Source organism: Arthrobacter oryzae (assembly GCF_030718995.1).
In the GTDB taxonomy this organism is placed as follows: Bacteria; Actinomycetota; Actinomycetes; order Actinomycetales; family Micrococcaceae; genus Arthrobacter; species Arthrobacter oryzae_C.
In genome coordinates this window covers 359,244-373,376 of sequence record NZ_CP132204.1, presented here as the reverse complement: position 1 = coordinate 373,376, position 14,133 = coordinate 359,244, and the positions used below count along the sequence as shown (strand labels likewise).

The window sequence follows — 14,133 nt, the reverse complement described above, 5'->3', positions numbered from 1 at the left end:
CTTGTGCGGCGGGTGGTAGTTACGACTTCAAATGCTTCGGCAGCCATACAACACGTAAGTGAACAGGGCAGCCCCAATCAGGGGAAGCACAGACTGAAAGAGAGTCAGGCGACATGGCGGGACAAAAAATCCGCATCCGGCTGAAGTCATACGACCACGAGGTCATTGACGTTTCAGCCCGGAAGATCGTTGAGACGGTCACGCGCGCAGGCGCAACGGTAGTTGGCCCCGTGCCGCTTCCGACGGAGAAGAACGTGTACTGCGTTATCCGCTCTCCGCACAAGTACAAGGACAGCCGCGAGCACTTTGAAATGCGCACGCACAAGCGTCTGATCGACATCATCGACCCCACGCCGAAGGCTGTTGACTCGCTTATGCGTCTCGACCTGCCGGCCGACGTGAACATCGAAATCAAGCTGTAGGGAGGTGCTGAGAGACTATGACCGCAACCCGTAACGTAAAGGGCCTGCTGGGCACGAAGCTCGGCATGACCCAGGTCTGGGACGAGAACAACAAGCTCATCCCCGTCACTGTTGTCCAGGCTGACTCAAACGTCATCACCCAGCTGCGCAATGCAGACGTTGATGGCTACGTCGCCGTTCAGATCGGCTACGGCCAGATCGATCCCCGCAAGGTCACCAAGCCGCTGGCTGGTCACTTTGAAAAGGCAGGCGTCACGCCTCGCCGCCACGTCGTCGAACTCCGTACCGCAGATGCTGCTGAGTACGAACTTGGCCAGGAGCTCTCTGTTGAGGTCTTCGAAGCCGGACAGAAGATCGACGTCGTTGGCACCACCAAGGGTAAGGGCTTCGCCGGTGTTATGAAGCGTCACGGCTTCCACGGCGTAGGTGCTTCCCACGGTGCACACAAGAACCACCGTAAGCCCGGTTCAATCGGTGGCGCATCCACCCCGAGCCGCGTCTTCAAGGGCATGAAAATGGCCGGCCGCATGGGCGCCGTTCGTCACACCACGCTGAACCTCACGGTTCACGCAGTTGACGTCGAGAAGTCGCTGCTCCTCATCAAGGGCGCCGTTCCCGGTGCCCGCGGCCAGGTCGTACTCGTACGCACCGCCGTGAAGGGAGCCTAGTTCAATGACTAGCACTGTCAAGGTTGACCTGCCTGCAGAGATCTTCGACGTACAGACCAACGTGCCGCTGCTGCACCAGGTCGTCGTTGCCCAGCTCGCTGCTGCTCGCCAGGGTACCCACAAGACCAAGACCCGCGCTGAAGTTTCCGGTGCAGGCCGCAAGCCGTTCAAGCAGAAGGGCACCGGCCGCGCCCGTCAGGGTTCAATCCGTGCTCCTCACATGACCGGTGGTGGCGTTGTCCACGGCCCGACCCCGCGTGACTACAGCCAGCGGACCCCCAAGAAGATGATTGCTGCTGCACTGCGCGGCGCATTGTCTGACCGCGCCCGTAACGGCCGCATCCACGTTGTTGCTGAACTGGTAGCCGGCACCAAGCCGTCCGCCAAGGATGCACTGGCAACGTTGCGCGGCGTGTCCGAGCGCAAGAACCTGCTCGTTGTCATCGAGCGCGCCAACGACGTTGCCGCACTGTCCGTGCGCAACCTCGCAGATGTTCACGTTCTGTACGCAGACCAGCTGAACACCTACGACGTGCTCGTCTCTGACGACGTAGTCTTCACCAAGGCTGCCTACGAGGCATTCGTTGCCGCCAAGGCAAAGAACGAGGAGGATGCCAAGTGAGTGCAGCCACCATCAAGGACCCGCGCGACGTCGTGCTTGCACCCGTCGTATCGGAAAAGAGCTACGGCCTGATCGATGAGGGAAAGTACACCTTCCTGGTGGACCCCCGCTCGAACAAGACCGAGATCAAGCTGGCCGTGGAGAAGATTTTCTCCGTCAAGGTCGACTCGATCAACACCATCAACCGTGCCGGTAAGCGCAAGCGCACCAAATTCGGCTGGGGAACCCGCAAGAACACCAAGCGTGCGATTGTGACCCTCAAAGAAGGCACGATCGACATCTTCGGCGGTCCGCTCGCGTAGCGGAGACCACTTTAACGAGGAAATGAATTATGGGAATCCGTAAATATAAGCCGACTACCCCGGGCCGTCGCGGCTCGAGCGTAGCGGACTTCACTGAAATCACGCGGTCGACGCCGGAAAAGTCGTTGGTACGTCCCCTCCCGAAAAAGGGTGGCCGTAACAACACCGGTAAGATCACGACCCGTCACAAGGGTGGTGGCCACAAGCGCCAGTACCGTCTGATCGACTTCCGTCGCCACGACAAAGACGGCGTCAACGCCCGCGTTGCCGAAATTGAGTACGATCCGAACCGCACGGCTCGCATCGCCCTCCTGCACTACGTTGATGGCACCAAGCGTTACATCATCGCCCCGAACAAGCTGTCCCAGGGTGACGTTGTGGAAGCAGGTGCCAGCGCTGACATCAAGCCGGGCAACAACCTGCCGCTGCTCAACATCCCGGTGGGTACCGTAGTCCACGCAGTTGAACTGCGTCCGGGTGGCGGCGCCAAGATGGGCCGCTCCGCCGGCGCATCGATCCAGCTCGTTGCAAAGGAAGGCCGCTTCGCCCAGCTGCGTCTGCCTTCCGGCGAAATCCGCAACGTCGACGTGCGCTGCCGCGCAACGATCGGCGAGGTCGGCAACGCCGAGCAGTCGAACATCAACTGGGGTAAGGCCGGCCGCATGCGCTGGAAGGGCGTTCGCCCGACCGTCCGTGGTGTCGCGATGAACCCGGTTGACCACCCGCATGGTGGTGGCGAAGGTAAGACGTCCGGTGGACGTAACCCCGTCAACCCGAACGGTAAGCGCGAAGGCCGCACCCGCCGTCCCAACAAAGAGAGCGACAAGCTTATTGTTCGTCGCCGTCGTACTGGCAAGAACAAGCGATAGGAGCCTGGACACATGCCACGCAGCCTGAAAAAAGGTCCTTTCGTTGACCAGCACCTCTTTGTGAAGGTGGACAGGGAAAACGAAAAGGGCACCAAGAACGTCATCAAGACCTGGTCCCGCCGTTCGATGATCATCCCCGACATGCTCGGGCACACGATCGCCGTTCACGACGGACGCAAGCACATCCCGGTGTTTGTCACCGAGTCGATGGTCGGGCACAAGCTCGGCGAATTCGCTCCCACGCGGACATTCCGCGGCCATGTCAAGGACGACCGTAAGGGCAAGCGCCGCTAGGCGCCTGCACTTACGTCAAAGACGAGAGAAGGAAAGCAATGGAAGCCAAGGCAATTGCGCGTCACATCCGCGTAACGCCTATGAAGGCCCGGCGCGTCGTCAACCTTGTTCGTGGTAAGCAAGCGAACGAGGCTCTGGCAATTCTGAAGTTTGCCCCCCAGGCAGCTTCTGAGCCGGTATTCAAGGTAGTTCAGTCGGCAATCTCCAACGCCCGGGTCCTCGCGGACCGTGACGGCGTGGCGTTTGACGAAGGTGACCTCATCATCAGCGAAGCGTTTGTTGATGAAGGCCCGACCATGAAGCGGTTCCAGCCGCGTGCCCAGGGTCGTGCATTTCAGATCAAGAAGCGCACGAGCCACATCACCGTGGTAGTCGCTACCCCGGAGAAAGAGGAGGCTCGCTAAGTGGGACAGAAAGTTAACCCGCACGGGTTCCGACTCGGCATCACCACCGATCACGTATCGCACTGGTTTGCTGACAGCACCAAGTCCGGTCAGCGGTACAAGGACTTCGTTCGCGAAGACATCCGTATCCGCCAGCTCATGTCCACGGGCATGGAGCGCGCCGGTATCGCCAAGGTTGAAATCGAGCGCACCCGCGACCGTGTCCGCGTGGATATCCACACGGCACGTCCGGGCATCGTTATCGGCCGCCGCGGTGCTGAAGCAGACCGCATCCGCGGCGAGCTCGAGAAGCTCACCGGCAAGCAGGTTCAGCTGAACATCCTCGAGGTCAAGAACCCCGAGATGGAAGCACAGCTTGTTGCCCAGGGCGTTGCGGAGCAGCTGACTTCCCGCGTGGCATTCCGCCGTGCAATGAAGAAGGCCATGCAGTCCGCGCAGCGCGCTGGTGCCAAGGGCATCCGTATCGCTTGCTCCGGTCGACTGGGCGGGGCTGAAATGTCCCGCTCGGAGTTCTACCGCGAAGGCCGTGTGCCCCTGCACACCCTCCGTGCGAACATCGACTACGGCTTCTACGAAGCCAAGACCACCTTCGGCCGCATCGGCGTGAAGGTCTGGATCTACAAGGGTGACGTCACCTCCAAGGAACTGGCTCAGCAGGCAGCTGCTGCTCCGTCCCGCGGCCGTGGTGCCAGCGATCGTCCGGGCCGCCCGGGTGGCGCTGACCGTGGTGACCGCCGTCGTCGTACCGACCGTCCGGCCGCTGAGGCAGCTCCTGCTGCCGAAGCTCCGGCAGCTGAAGCAGCTTCTGCCGCGCCGGCACAGGCAGTAGAAGGAGGACAGGCTTAAATGCTTATCCCACGTCGAGTCAAGCACCGCAAGCAGCACCACCCGGGTCGTTCCGGCGCTGCTACGGGCGGCACCAAGGTCTCCTTCGGTGAGTGGGGTATCCAGGCTCTGAGCCCGGCATACGTCACCAACCGTCAGATCGAATCTGCCCGTATCGCGATGACCCGCCACATCAAGCGTGGCGGCAAGGTCTGGATCAACATCTACCCGGACCGTCCGCTGACGAAGAAGCCTGCTGAAACCCGTATGGGTTCCGGTAAGGGTTCTCCGGAATGGTGGGTCTCAAACGTCAAGCCGGGCCGGGTTCTCTTCGAACTCTCCGGTGTCAGTGAAGAGGTAGCTCGCGAGGCCCTGCGCCTGGCAATCCACAAGCTGCCGTTGAAGGCACGCATTGTGCGTCGCGAAGGTGGTGAGTAGAAATGGCAGTAGGGTCGAAGGATCTCGCACCCGCGCAGCTGGACGGTTTCGACAACGAGCGTCTCGTTGAAGAACTCCGCAAGTCCAAGGAAGAGCTGTTCAACCTGCGTTTCCAGTCCGCCACCGGTCAGCTGGAGAACCACGGTCGTCTGCGCGCGGTAAAGAAGGACATCGCACGCATCTACACCGTTCTCCGTGAGCGCGAGCTGGGCATTCGTGCCGAGGTTGCCGCACCGGTTGTGGAAGCCAAGGAAGAAAAGAAATCCAAGAAGGCTGCAACCAAGAAGGCCGAAAAGGCTGAAACGGTTGAGACCGAGGAGGATGCCAAGTGAGTGAAAAGGACGAGAACGTGACGGAAACTGTTTCCGACGCAGCCAAGGCTGACGAGCGCGGTTACCGTAAGACGAAGCGCGGCTACGTCGTCTCGGACAAGATGGAAAAGACCATCGTTGTCCAGGTTGAAGACCGCGTGAAGCACGCCCTTTACGGCAAGGTCATCCGCCGCAACACGAAGATCAAGGCTCACGACGAAGAGAACACCGCCGGCATCGGCGACCTCGTTCTCCTCGCCGAGACCCGCCCGCTCTCCGCTACCAAGCGGTGGCGCCTGGTGGAGATCCTCGAGAAGGCCAAGTAACACCTGCAGCTTTGCTGCCAGGTTTGCGCGAGAAACCCCTGTTCCCGTTCCGGGAGCGGGGGTTTCTCCGTTAAGCAAGGAAGCGGGACGCGGGGGAGTAGGCTACCGGCCACCTACCTGTGATATGGGGATTGGCCCAAAACGTGCTAAGATTTTGAGTTTGTATGGCGCCGTTCGTGCGCTGTCATCAACCTCGTAAACAATCGTGCCACGGCATAGTGCCCCCTTGCGCCCCGATCCGTCGGGATCGTTTGGGAAGCAAATGTTTTTGGCACGGGAGTTTAGGCCTGGTCTGGCAAAATCCAGGCAGGTCAAGAGACACCCCGATCAACCGTTCCGCAAGGCTCATTCCGTAGGAAGATTTTCGGTCTGAGAACCAGCGCGACGCAAGGAGTAAATAGTGATTCAGCAGGAGTCGCGACTCAAGGTCGCCGACAACACGGGTGCTAAGGAAATCCTTACCATTCGCGTTCTCGGTGGATCTGGCCGTCGCTACGCAGGCATTGGCGACGTCATCGTCGCTACCGTCAAGGACGCAATTCCGGGCGGCAACGTAAAGAAGGGCGATGTCGTCAAGGCTGTCATCGTCCGTACCAAGAAGGAACGCCGCCGTGCGGATGGTTCCTACATCAAGTTTGACGAGAACGCAGCTGTGATCCTGAAGAACGACGGTGACCCCCGCGGTACCCGTATCTTCGGACCGGTTGGTCGTGAACTGCGTGACAAGAAGTTCATGAAGATCGTTTCTCTGGCTCCGGAGGTGCTCTAGTCCATGGCTAAGATCAAAAAGGGTGACCTCGTTCAGGTCATCACTGGCGCCAAGGCTGAGCGCGGCGGCGACCGTGGCAAGCAGGGCAAGGTTCTGCGCGTGTTCCCGGATTCCAACCGCGTGTTGGTTGAAGGCATTAACCGCGTAACCAAGCACACCAAGGTCGGTCAGTCGCAGCGCGGCACCAAGACCGGTGGCATCGAGGTCGTAGAGGCTTCCATCCACATCTCCAACGTGGCCCTGGTTGACCCCTCCACCAAGAAGCCCACTCGCGTCGGTTTCCGTACCGAGACCGTTGAGCGTAACGGCAAGAAGCGTGAAGTGCGCGTACGCGTGGCCAAGAGCTCCGGGAAGGACATCTAATGACTGAGACTCTCGAGACTCCGGCAAGCAAGATCGTTCCTCGTCTGAAGACCAAGTACGCGGATTCCATCAAGAGCACGCTCATTGAGGAATTCAAGTACGAAAACGTCAACCAGGTTCCCCGTCTGGTCAAGGTCGTAGTGAACATGGGTGTTGGAGATGCCGCCAAGGACTCCAAGCTGATCGACGGCGCTGTCCGCGATCTGACCCTGATCACCGGTCAGAAGCCGCAGGTAACCAAGGCCCGTAAGTCGATCGCACAGTTCAAGCTGCGCGAAGGCATGCCCATCGGTGCACACGCAACTCTGCGTGGAGACCGCATGTGGGAATTCCTGGACCGTCTGGTCACGCTGGCTCTGCCGCGTATCCGTGACTTCCGGGGCCTCAGTGGCAAGCAGTTCGATGGCAACGGCAACTACACCTTCGGTCTGACCGAGCAGGTTATGTTCCACGAGATCGACCAGGATTCCATCGACCGCGTGCGCGGTATGGACATCACCGTCGTGACCACTGCCAAGACCGACGACGAAGGCCGCGCGCTGCTCAAGGCGCTTGGTTTCCCGTTCAAGACCGAAGCTTAATCTAGCTACATAGAAGGTCCGGCCTTGCCGCTTCCCTTGGGGGATGGCAGGGCGGAAACCGTTATGAGGAAGGGCAAGAGCCCAACATGACCATGACAGATCCCGTCGCAGACATGCTTACGCGTCTGCGCAACGCAAACTCGGCATACCACGACACCGTGACTATGCCGTACAGCAAGCTCAAGGCACGCGTCGCCGACATCCTGAAGGCCGAAGGTTACATCGCCTCCTGGAAAGAAGAAGACGCTGAGGTCGGCAAGAAGCTGACCATCGAGCTCAAGTTCGGTCCGAACCGCGAGCGTTCAATCGCTGGCGTTCGTCGTATTTCCAAGCCGGGACTCCGTGTTTACGCGAAGTCCACCAACCTGCCGCACGTGCTCGGTGGCCTGGGTGTCGCAATCCTGTCCACCTCTTCCGGCCTCCTGACTGACAAGCAGGCCGGCAAGAAGGGCGTGGGCGGCGAAGTCCTCGCTTACGTCTGGTAACGGGAAAGGAAGAGAATAATGTCACGTATTGGACGTCTCCCCATCACCGTTCCTGCCGGCGTTGAGGTCAAGGTTGACGGCTCTGTCGTCAGCGTCAAGGGTTCCAAAGGCGAGCTGAGCCACACTGTGGCCAGCCCGATCGAGGTCACCCTGGAAGATGGCACCCTGACTGTCGCCCGCCCGAACGACGAGCGCGCATCACGTTCGCTGCACGGCCTGACCCGCACCCTGATCGCCAACATGATCCAGGGTGTCACCGCAGGCTACGAGAAGAAGCTTGAGATTGTCGGTACCGGTTACCGCGTCCAGGCCAAGGGTTCTGACCTGGAGTTCGCTCTGGGCTACAGCCACCCGGTTAACGTCTCGGCACCGAACGGCATCACCTTTGCAGTAGAGACCCCGACCAAGCTCTCTGTTTCAGGTATCTCCAAGCAGCAGGTCGGCGAGGTTGCTGCCAACATTCGCAAGCTGCGGAAGCCGGACCCCTATAAGGGCAAGGGCATCCGCTACGCCGGCGAAGTCATCCGCCGCAAGGTCGGAAAGGCTGGTAAGTAACCATGGCCATCGCAATTAACAAGAAGCGTACGAACAAGAGCAAGTCTGCTTCACGCAGCCGCCGCCAGCTTCGTATCCGCAAGCGCATCTCCGGAACGGCTGTACGCCCTCGACTGGTCGTCAACCGCTCCGCACGCCACGTATTCGTCCAGGTTGTCGATGACACCAAGGGCCTGACCGTAGCGAGCGCGTCCACACTGGAAGCCGACCTTCGTGCATTCGACGGTGACAAGACCGCCAAGGCCAAGCGCGTTGGCGAACTGGTCGCCGAGCGTGCCAAGGCTGCCGGCATCGAAGCTGTTGTCTTCGACCGCGGTGGTAACAAGTACCACGGCCGGATCGCCGCCGTCGCTGACGGCGCACGTGAAGGTGGGCTGTCACTGTGACCGAAAATAACGAAAAGGACATTCAGGTGACTGAAGCTGTAGCTGCTCCGGCAACTGAGACCGCTGCGCCTGCTGCCACTGACGACCGCCGTGGCGCTCGTCGTGGCGAGCGTGGCGACCGCGGCCAGGGCCGTGGCGACCGTGGTGGCCGTGGTGGCCGCGACGGTGGCCGCGAAGCCGAAAAGAGCCAGTTCGTAGAGCGCGTTGTAACCATCAACCGCGTTTCCAAGGTCGTCAAGGGTGGTCGTCGCTTCAGCTTCACCGCCCTCGTCGTTGTCGGCGACGGCAACGGTATGGTCGGCGTTGGCTACGGCAAGGCTAAGGAAGTTCCTGCCGCAATCGCGAAGGGCGTTGAAGAGGCCAAGAAGTCCTTCTTCCGCGTTCCCCGCGTTGGCAGCACCATCCCGCACCGTGTTCAGGGTGAGGCCGCCGCAGGCGTCGTTATGCTGCGTCCGGCTTCCGCCGGTACCGGTGTAATCGCCGGTGGTCCGGTCCGTGCAGTACTGGAGTGCGTGGGCATCCACGACATCCTCTCCAAGTCGCTCGGTTCCTCAAACGCCATCAACATCGTTCACGCGACCGTTGATGCCCTGAAGCGCCTCGAAGAGCCGGCAGCAGTGGCAGCACGCCGCGGCCTCCCGCTCGACGAGATCGCTCCGCCGGCACTGGTGAAGGCTCTCCTGAACCAGAAGGCAGGTGTCTGAGTCATGGCTAAGAACCTGATTCCCTCCGACGCACAGTTGGAGATCACTCAGATCAAGTCCGCCATTGGCGGCAAGCAGAACCAGCGCGACACGCTGCGGTCCCTCGGCCTGAAGCGGATCGGACACACCGTTGTCCGCACCGCCGACGCCGTGACCGTGGGTATGCTCAACACGGTTCCGCACCTGGTAAAGGTAGAGGAGGCGAAGTAAATGGCAGAGAAGAACACCGCCGAGAAGGCACAGGGCGCCGCTGCTGAGAAGCAGAACGCACTGAAGGTTCACCACCTGCGTCCCGCCCCGGGTGCCAAGACCGCCAAGACCCGTGTTGGTCGTGGTGAAGGTTCCAAGGGTAAGACCGCTGGTCGCGGTACCAAGGGTACGAAGGCCCGTTACCAGATCAAGGCTGGCTTTGCCGGCGGCCAGCTGCCGCTGCACATGCGCCTGCCGAAGCTGCGCGGCTTCAAGAACCCGTTCCGGGTTGAGTTCCAGGTTGTTAACCTGGACAAGCTCAACGAGCTTTTCCCGGAAGGTGGCGCAGTCACCGTGGAGAACCTGGTCGAAAAGGGTGCCGTTCGCAAGAACCAGCCCGTCAAGGTGCTTGGCACTGGCGACATCACCGTCAAGGTTGACGTCACCGCCCACGCATTCTCGGCCAGCGCCGCAGAAAAGATTGCAGCAGCAGGCGGAAGCACCACTGCCCTCTAAATAGGGGCAGCGGAGCGGAAGCCCGTTGTGGAAACTCCCGGTACACGGGGCTCAGGCCCTGCGTACCGGGAGTTTTTTCTCATTTGGAACCTCACCGATTGTTCGCAGGGCGCATCAACCCGTTAGACTCGGTTGTTGGGTTTTATTGACCTATCTCACACGACTTTATTAACACATCAGGAGGACGCTTGCTTAGCGCATTTGGCCGGGCCTTTCGCACGCCTGATCTGCGACGCAAGTTGTTGTTCACGCTGGGAATCATCACAATCTTCCGCTTGGGTGCCTTCATCCCCTCGCCTGGTGTGAACTACCAGAATGTCCAGCAATGCTTGCAGAGCGGTCAGACCTCGGGCGGGATCTACCAGCTCGTCAATCTGTTCAGCGGCGGTGCGTTGCTTCAGGTGTCCATCTTCGCCCTGGGCATCATGCCGTACATCACGGCGAGTATCATCGTCCAGCTGCTCAGGGTGGTCATTCCCCGCTTCCAGCAGCTTTATGAAGAGGGCGCATCAGGGCAGTCCAAGCTGACGCAGTACACGCGTTACCTGACCATTGCCCTGGGCCTGCTGAACGCCACGACTCTGGTGTCGCTGGCCCGATCCGGCCAGCTGCTGCCCAACTGCCAGCTGGACATCATCCCGGACGCGAGCGTCATCACGACCATCCTCATCATCATCACGTTGACGGCCGGTACCGGCCTCATCATGTGGATGGGCGAGCTCGTGACCGAAAAGGGCGTGGGCAACGGTATGTCGCTGCTCATCTTCACCTCGATCGCGGCCAGCTTCCCGACGTCCCTGGGCGCCATCTGGACCTCGCAGGGCCCGGGCACGTTCTTCATGGTGCTGGCCATCGGCCTGCTCACCGTGGCACTGGTGGTCTTCGTGGAGCAGTCGCAGCGCCGCATTCCGGTGCAGTACGCCAAGCGCATGATCGGCCGCCGCACCGTGGGCGGCACCAGCACGTACATCCCCATCAAGGTGAACATGGCCGGTGTCGTGCCCGTCATCTTCGCTTCCTCGATGCTGTACCTGCCGGGCCTGATTTCGCAGTTCAACCAGCCGAAGCAGGGCGAACAGATGGCGCCGTGGGTTGAGTGGATCAACAACAACCTCACCCGCGGTGACCACCCCATCTACATGGCGCTTTATTTCGCCATGATTGTTTTCTTTACCTACTTCTATGTCGCAATCACTTTCAATCCTGAAGAGGTTTCCGACAACATGAAGAAGTACGGCGGCTTCATCCCGGGTATCCGGGCCGGCAAGCCGACGGCGGACTATCTGCAGTACGTCCTTTCCAGGATCACCCTGCCCGGCGCCCTCTACCTGGGCTTCGTGGCATTGATCCCGCTCGTCGCCCTGGTCCTGATCAATGCCAACCAGAACTTCCCGTTCGGTGGAACGTCGATCCTGATCATGGTGGGTGTGGGCCTGGAAACGGTCAAGCAGATTGACGCGCAGCTACAACAACGTCACTACGAAGGGCTTTTGCGATGACGAGAATGCTGATTATCGGACCTCCGGGTTCAGGCAAGGGAACGCAGGCGGATCGGATCTCCGAGCGCCTCGGCGTCGTTGCGATCTCCACCGGCGATATTTTCCGCGCCAACGTTAAGGGTGAGACGCCGCTGGGCGTCGAGGCCAAGAAGTACATGGATGCCGGCGATTTCGTGCCGGACAGCGTCACCAACAAGATGGTGCGCGACCGCCTGAGCGAGGACGACGTCGAGAGCGGCTTCCTCCTGGACGGCTACCCGCGCACCACCGCGCAGGTGGACTACCTCGATGAGATCCTGGCCAACGGTGACCAGAAGCTGGACGTGGTCCTGCAGCTGACCGCCGATGACGAGGAACTGGTGACGCGCCTGCTGGGCCGTGCCAAGGAAACCGGCCGGAGCGACGACAACGAAGCCGTCATCCGCCACCGTCTGGACCTCTACCACGAGCAGACCGAAGCCGTTGTGGCCAAGTATGCCGAGCGCGGCATTCTGACCCAGGTTGACGGCATCGGCGGCATCGACGAGGTCACCGACCGCGTCATGCAGGCCATCAAGGCAGCACAGGCGGCCTGATCAAGACCTAGCCGCACGCCGGCGCCGCCGAACACGGCTTGCCTTCAGTGCCGGGGAGGGCGCGTCCCGTACCATCGAGTACGGGACGCGCCCTCCCTTTTTTCGTGCGGCGTCGCTTTGCGCGAAGTTGTTGAGGGCGTCGTTTTCGGGCGGAGCCGCCGATGGTCGCCGTCAAGCACCCGGGACCGGAGCCGGATATCACCGGACGCATTGTCTGTGGGGAGATACTGCATGAACCAGACCCTTCCGGGGGCGGCGAAGATCGCCGGCCTCGAAGTCTATGTGCCGCCGGGCCGGCTGGGCACCGCGCAGCTGGAGCAGCAGTTGGCTGCCGCCAGCCCCGGTTTCCGCGTCCCGATGGGCCTGATCGGCCGGCTGACGGGAATACGGACACGGTCGGTGATGGCGGAGTCCGAGCAGGCGTCCGACCTTGCGGCTGTAGCCGCCGCGAAACTGCTGGCGGACCGCGGACTCCAGCCCGCCGACGTCGACCTTCTCCTCTTTGCTTCGGCGAGCCAGGACATGGTGGAGCCGGCCACCGGCCACATGGTCGCCGCGAAACTGGGCATGGACTGCCCGGTGATGGACATCAAGAACGCCTGCAACAGCCTTCTTAACGGCCTTGAGGTGGCCGACGCCCTGATCGGTGCCGGCCGCTACCGGCGCGTACTCCTGGTCAGCGGAGAGTCGCCCTCCCGTGCCGTGCGCTGGTCCGTTCCGGACCAGGAGACCTTCGCCGCATCCTTTCCGGGCTACACCATGAGCGACGCCGGGTGCGCGCTGCTGCTGGAACCGGCAGACCCCGACGACGACGACGGGTCCCGGGTGCTGGGTATGGGCTTCACAGCGAAGAGCAGCCACTGGAGCGTGGGAACGCTCGCTACCGGCGGTTCCGTAGCTCCCCGGGACCCCGAGGCAACGTACTTCAGCATGGACGGCGAAAAACTCAAGGACGCGTTCCTTGACCTGGGGCGGGGAATCCTGGATGAGACGCTGGCACGGCTTGGCCTGGCGTGGGCGGACTTCGCGGTGGTCTGCGTGCACCAGGTAAGCGCGCCGTACCGGGACATCTTCGCCCGCGGGGCCGGCGTTCCGCAGGACAAGCTCGTCAGGACCGTGGAGGAGTACGGCAACATGGCCTCGGTCAGCCTGCCCCTGCAACTGAAGGTGGCACAGGACCTGGGCCGCTGCGGACCCGGCGACCTCGTTGCCCTGGTGGGGCTTGCCGGCGGCGTGAGCCTCGGGATTGCGGTGGTGCGGCTGTGACAGGCCCGGTGCGGGCGCTGTGTGTCGCGATGCCTGCCCTCAACGAGGAAAAGCTGATCGGCCAGTCACTGCAGGCGCTGGCCGCACAGCTCCACAAAGACTTCACGCTCGTGGTGGTGGACAACGGGTCCACGGACGCCACCAGGTCAATCGTCGCCGACTTTGCCAAGCTTCACCCGGCCATGGATATCCGGCTGGTCGATGAGACGCAAAAGGGGACCGGCGCCGCCGCCGATACCGGCATGCGCTTCGGAGCCCTGAACGGTGCTCGCTGGTTGGCCCGCACCGACTCGGACTGCCTCCCGGCCGCCGACTGGACCCGGCGCATCATGGAAGCGTTCGACGACGGCCTGGAAATGATTGCCGGCCAGCTGAACCCCCGGCTGGACGAAGGCCTGGGTCCCGGCAGCCGCTGGCTGATGCTCCTGGCCGTCGAGGTCGCGTCGTTCTTCGGCCGCATCCGCCCCGGCAACAAGGGGGAGGGCTACCTTGGCCCCTACCAGATGCTGCCAGGGTGCAACATGGCCATTACGGCCGAGCTGTATCTGCGCTCGGGCGGTTTCCCGCGCACCAGCATCGAGGAGCTGCACGAGGACCGTGCGCTTTCCAACCGCGTCCGCAAGCTCACGCGTGCCTATGGCCTCCGGCGGAACGTGGTGGTGTTCGGCTCGTCCCGCCGGGTTCAGGCCTGGGGCCTGCCCAACACGCTCGCCTGGTACGCGGACCACCGGTACCGTCCTGATCACGTGGACATCCGGTGAAGG

General features: G+C 61.7%; 24 protein-coding genes. All 24 read left to right on the top strand.

Going from position 1 to position 14,133, the window contains the following annotated elements:
• Positions 1-113: 113 nt before the first annotated feature.
• The gene (gene rpsJ, locus Q8Z05_RS01750; RefSeq protein ID WP_003803825.1) at positions 114-422 is read left to right on the top strand and encodes a 30S ribosomal protein S10; all 309 of its coding nucleotides are present in this window, start codon (positions 114-116) and stop codon (positions 420-422) included.
• A gap of 17 nt (positions 423-439) precedes the next feature.
• The gene (rplC, locus tag Q8Z05_RS01745; RefSeq protein ID WP_011692809.1) at positions 440-1,090 is read left to right on the top strand and encodes a 50S ribosomal protein L3; all 651 of its coding nucleotides are present in this window, start codon (positions 440-442) and stop codon (positions 1,088-1,090) included.
• A 4-nt stretch (positions 1,091-1,094) separates the two neighbouring features.
• Positions 1,095-1,712: a 50S ribosomal protein L4 gene (gene rplD / locus Q8Z05_RS01740; RefSeq protein ID WP_104172030.1), complete on the top strand. Its 618-nt coding sequence runs from the start codon at positions 1,095-1,097 to the stop codon at positions 1,710-1,712.
• On the top strand, positions 1,709-2,014 hold the full coding sequence (rplW, locus tag Q8Z05_RS01735; RefSeq protein WP_066293292.1) for a 50S ribosomal protein L23: 306 nt from the start codon (positions 1,709-1,711) through the stop codon (positions 2,012-2,014). Before rplD ends, rplW begins: the two co-directional genes overlap by 4 nt.
• Before the next feature lie 29 nt (positions 2,015-2,043).
• Positions 2,044-2,883 carry a 50S ribosomal protein L2 gene (gene rplB, locus Q8Z05_RS01730; protein ID WP_305941802.1) on the top strand — a complete coding sequence of 280 codons (840 nt, stop codon included), beginning with the start codon at positions 2,044-2,046 and terminating at the stop codon, positions 2,881-2,883.
• A 12-nt stretch (positions 2,884-2,895) separates the two neighbouring features.
• Entirely contained in the window at positions 2,896-3,177 is a 282-nt protein-coding gene (gene rpsS / locus Q8Z05_RS01725; RefSeq protein ID WP_011692805.1) for a 30S ribosomal protein S19, read from the top strand.
• A gap of 38 nt (positions 3,178-3,215) precedes the next feature.
• A complete protein-coding gene (gene rplV / locus Q8Z05_RS01720; RefSeq protein WP_003803798.1) occupies positions 3,216-3,581 on the top strand; it encodes a 50S ribosomal protein L22 in 366 nt (121 codons plus the stop codon).
• Positions 3,582-4,427, top strand: a complete 846-nt coding sequence (rpsC, locus tag Q8Z05_RS01715) for a 30S ribosomal protein S3 (RefSeq protein WP_305941801.1) — start codon at positions 3,582-3,584, stop codon at positions 4,425-4,427. It abuts the gene before it with no gap.
• Entirely contained in the window at positions 4,428-4,844 is a 417-nt protein-coding gene (gene rplP / locus Q8Z05_RS01710) for a 50S ribosomal protein L16 (protein ID WP_011692803.1), read from the top strand.
• 2 nt (positions 4,845-4,846) lie between these two features.
• Positions 4,847-5,176, top strand: a complete 330-nt coding sequence (gene rpmC / locus Q8Z05_RS01705; RefSeq protein WP_043483019.1) for a 50S ribosomal protein L29 — start codon at positions 4,847-4,849, stop codon at positions 5,174-5,176.
• Positions 5,173-5,481 carry a 30S ribosomal protein S17 gene (rpsQ, locus tag Q8Z05_RS01700; protein WP_104172035.1) on the top strand — a complete coding sequence of 103 codons (309 nt, stop codon included), beginning with the start codon at positions 5,173-5,175 and terminating at the stop codon, positions 5,479-5,481. The genes rpmC and rpsQ overlap by 4 nt, the downstream gene beginning before the upstream one ends.
• Before the next feature lie 400 nt (positions 5,482-5,881).
• A complete protein-coding gene (gene rplN, locus Q8Z05_RS01695) occupies positions 5,882-6,250 on the top strand; it encodes a 50S ribosomal protein L14 (protein WP_003803789.1) in 369 nt (122 codons plus the stop codon).
• A 3-nt stretch (positions 6,251-6,253) separates the two neighbouring features.
• Positions 6,254-6,613 carry a 50S ribosomal protein L24 gene (rplX, locus tag Q8Z05_RS01690; protein ID WP_305941800.1) on the top strand — a complete coding sequence of 120 codons (360 nt, stop codon included), beginning with the start codon at positions 6,254-6,256 and terminating at the stop codon, positions 6,611-6,613.
• Positions 6,613-7,194, top strand: coding sequence for a 50S ribosomal protein L5 (rplE, locus tag Q8Z05_RS01685; RefSeq protein WP_011692799.1), 582 nt, complete (start codon positions 6,613-6,615; stop codon positions 7,192-7,194). Before rplX ends, rplE begins: the two co-directional genes overlap by 1 nt.
• A gap of 86 nt (positions 7,195-7,280) precedes the next feature.
• Entirely contained in the window at positions 7,281-7,679 is a 399-nt protein-coding gene (gene rpsH, locus Q8Z05_RS01680) for a 30S ribosomal protein S8 (RefSeq protein ID WP_305941799.1), read from the top strand.
• Positions 7,680-7,697: 18 nt separating this feature from the next.
• The gene (gene rplF / locus Q8Z05_RS01675; RefSeq protein ID WP_028269576.1) at positions 7,698-8,234 is read left to right on the top strand and encodes a 50S ribosomal protein L6; all 537 of its coding nucleotides are present in this window, start codon (positions 7,698-7,700) and stop codon (positions 8,232-8,234) included.
• 2 nt (positions 8,235-8,236) lie between these two features.
• On the top strand, positions 8,237-8,620 hold the full coding sequence (gene rplR / locus Q8Z05_RS01670) for a 50S ribosomal protein L18 (RefSeq protein WP_011692796.1): 384 nt from the start codon (positions 8,237-8,239) through the stop codon (positions 8,618-8,620).
• A gap of 26 nt (positions 8,621-8,646) precedes the next feature.
• A complete protein-coding gene (rpsE, locus tag Q8Z05_RS01665; RefSeq protein ID WP_305941798.1) occupies positions 8,647-9,324 on the top strand; it encodes a 30S ribosomal protein S5 in 678 nt (225 codons plus the stop codon).
• Positions 9,325-9,327: 3 nt separating this feature from the next.
• Positions 9,328-9,534: a 50S ribosomal protein L30 gene (gene rpmD / locus Q8Z05_RS01660; RefSeq protein ID WP_056626615.1), complete on the top strand. Its 207-nt coding sequence runs from the start codon at positions 9,328-9,330 to the stop codon at positions 9,532-9,534.
• On the top strand, positions 9,535-10,029 hold the full coding sequence (gene rplO, locus Q8Z05_RS01655; protein ID WP_051628706.1) for a 50S ribosomal protein L15: 495 nt from the start codon (positions 9,535-9,537) through the stop codon (positions 10,027-10,029).
• A 188-nt stretch (positions 10,030-10,217) separates the two neighbouring features.
• Positions 10,218-11,528: a preprotein translocase subunit SecY gene (gene secY / locus Q8Z05_RS01650; protein WP_305941797.1), complete on the top strand. Its 1,311-nt coding sequence runs from the start codon at positions 10,218-10,220 to the stop codon at positions 11,526-11,528.
• 5 nt (positions 11,529-11,533) lie between these two features.
• Positions 11,534-12,103, top strand: coding sequence for an adenylate kinase (locus Q8Z05_RS01645; protein WP_305943452.1), 570 nt, complete (start codon positions 11,534-11,536; stop codon positions 12,101-12,103).
• A 231-nt stretch (positions 12,104-12,334) separates the two neighbouring features.
• On the top strand, positions 12,335-13,369 hold the full coding sequence (locus tag Q8Z05_RS01640; RefSeq protein ID WP_305941796.1) for a 3-oxoacyl-ACP synthase III family protein: 1,035 nt from the start codon (positions 12,335-12,337) through the stop codon (positions 13,367-13,369).
• Positions 13,366-14,130, top strand: coding sequence for a glycosyltransferase family A protein (locus tag Q8Z05_RS01635; protein WP_305941795.1), 765 nt, complete (start codon positions 13,366-13,368; stop codon positions 14,128-14,130). The genes Q8Z05_RS01640 and Q8Z05_RS01635 overlap by 4 nt, the downstream gene beginning before the upstream one ends.
• Positions 14,131-14,133 lie beyond the last annotated feature (3 nt).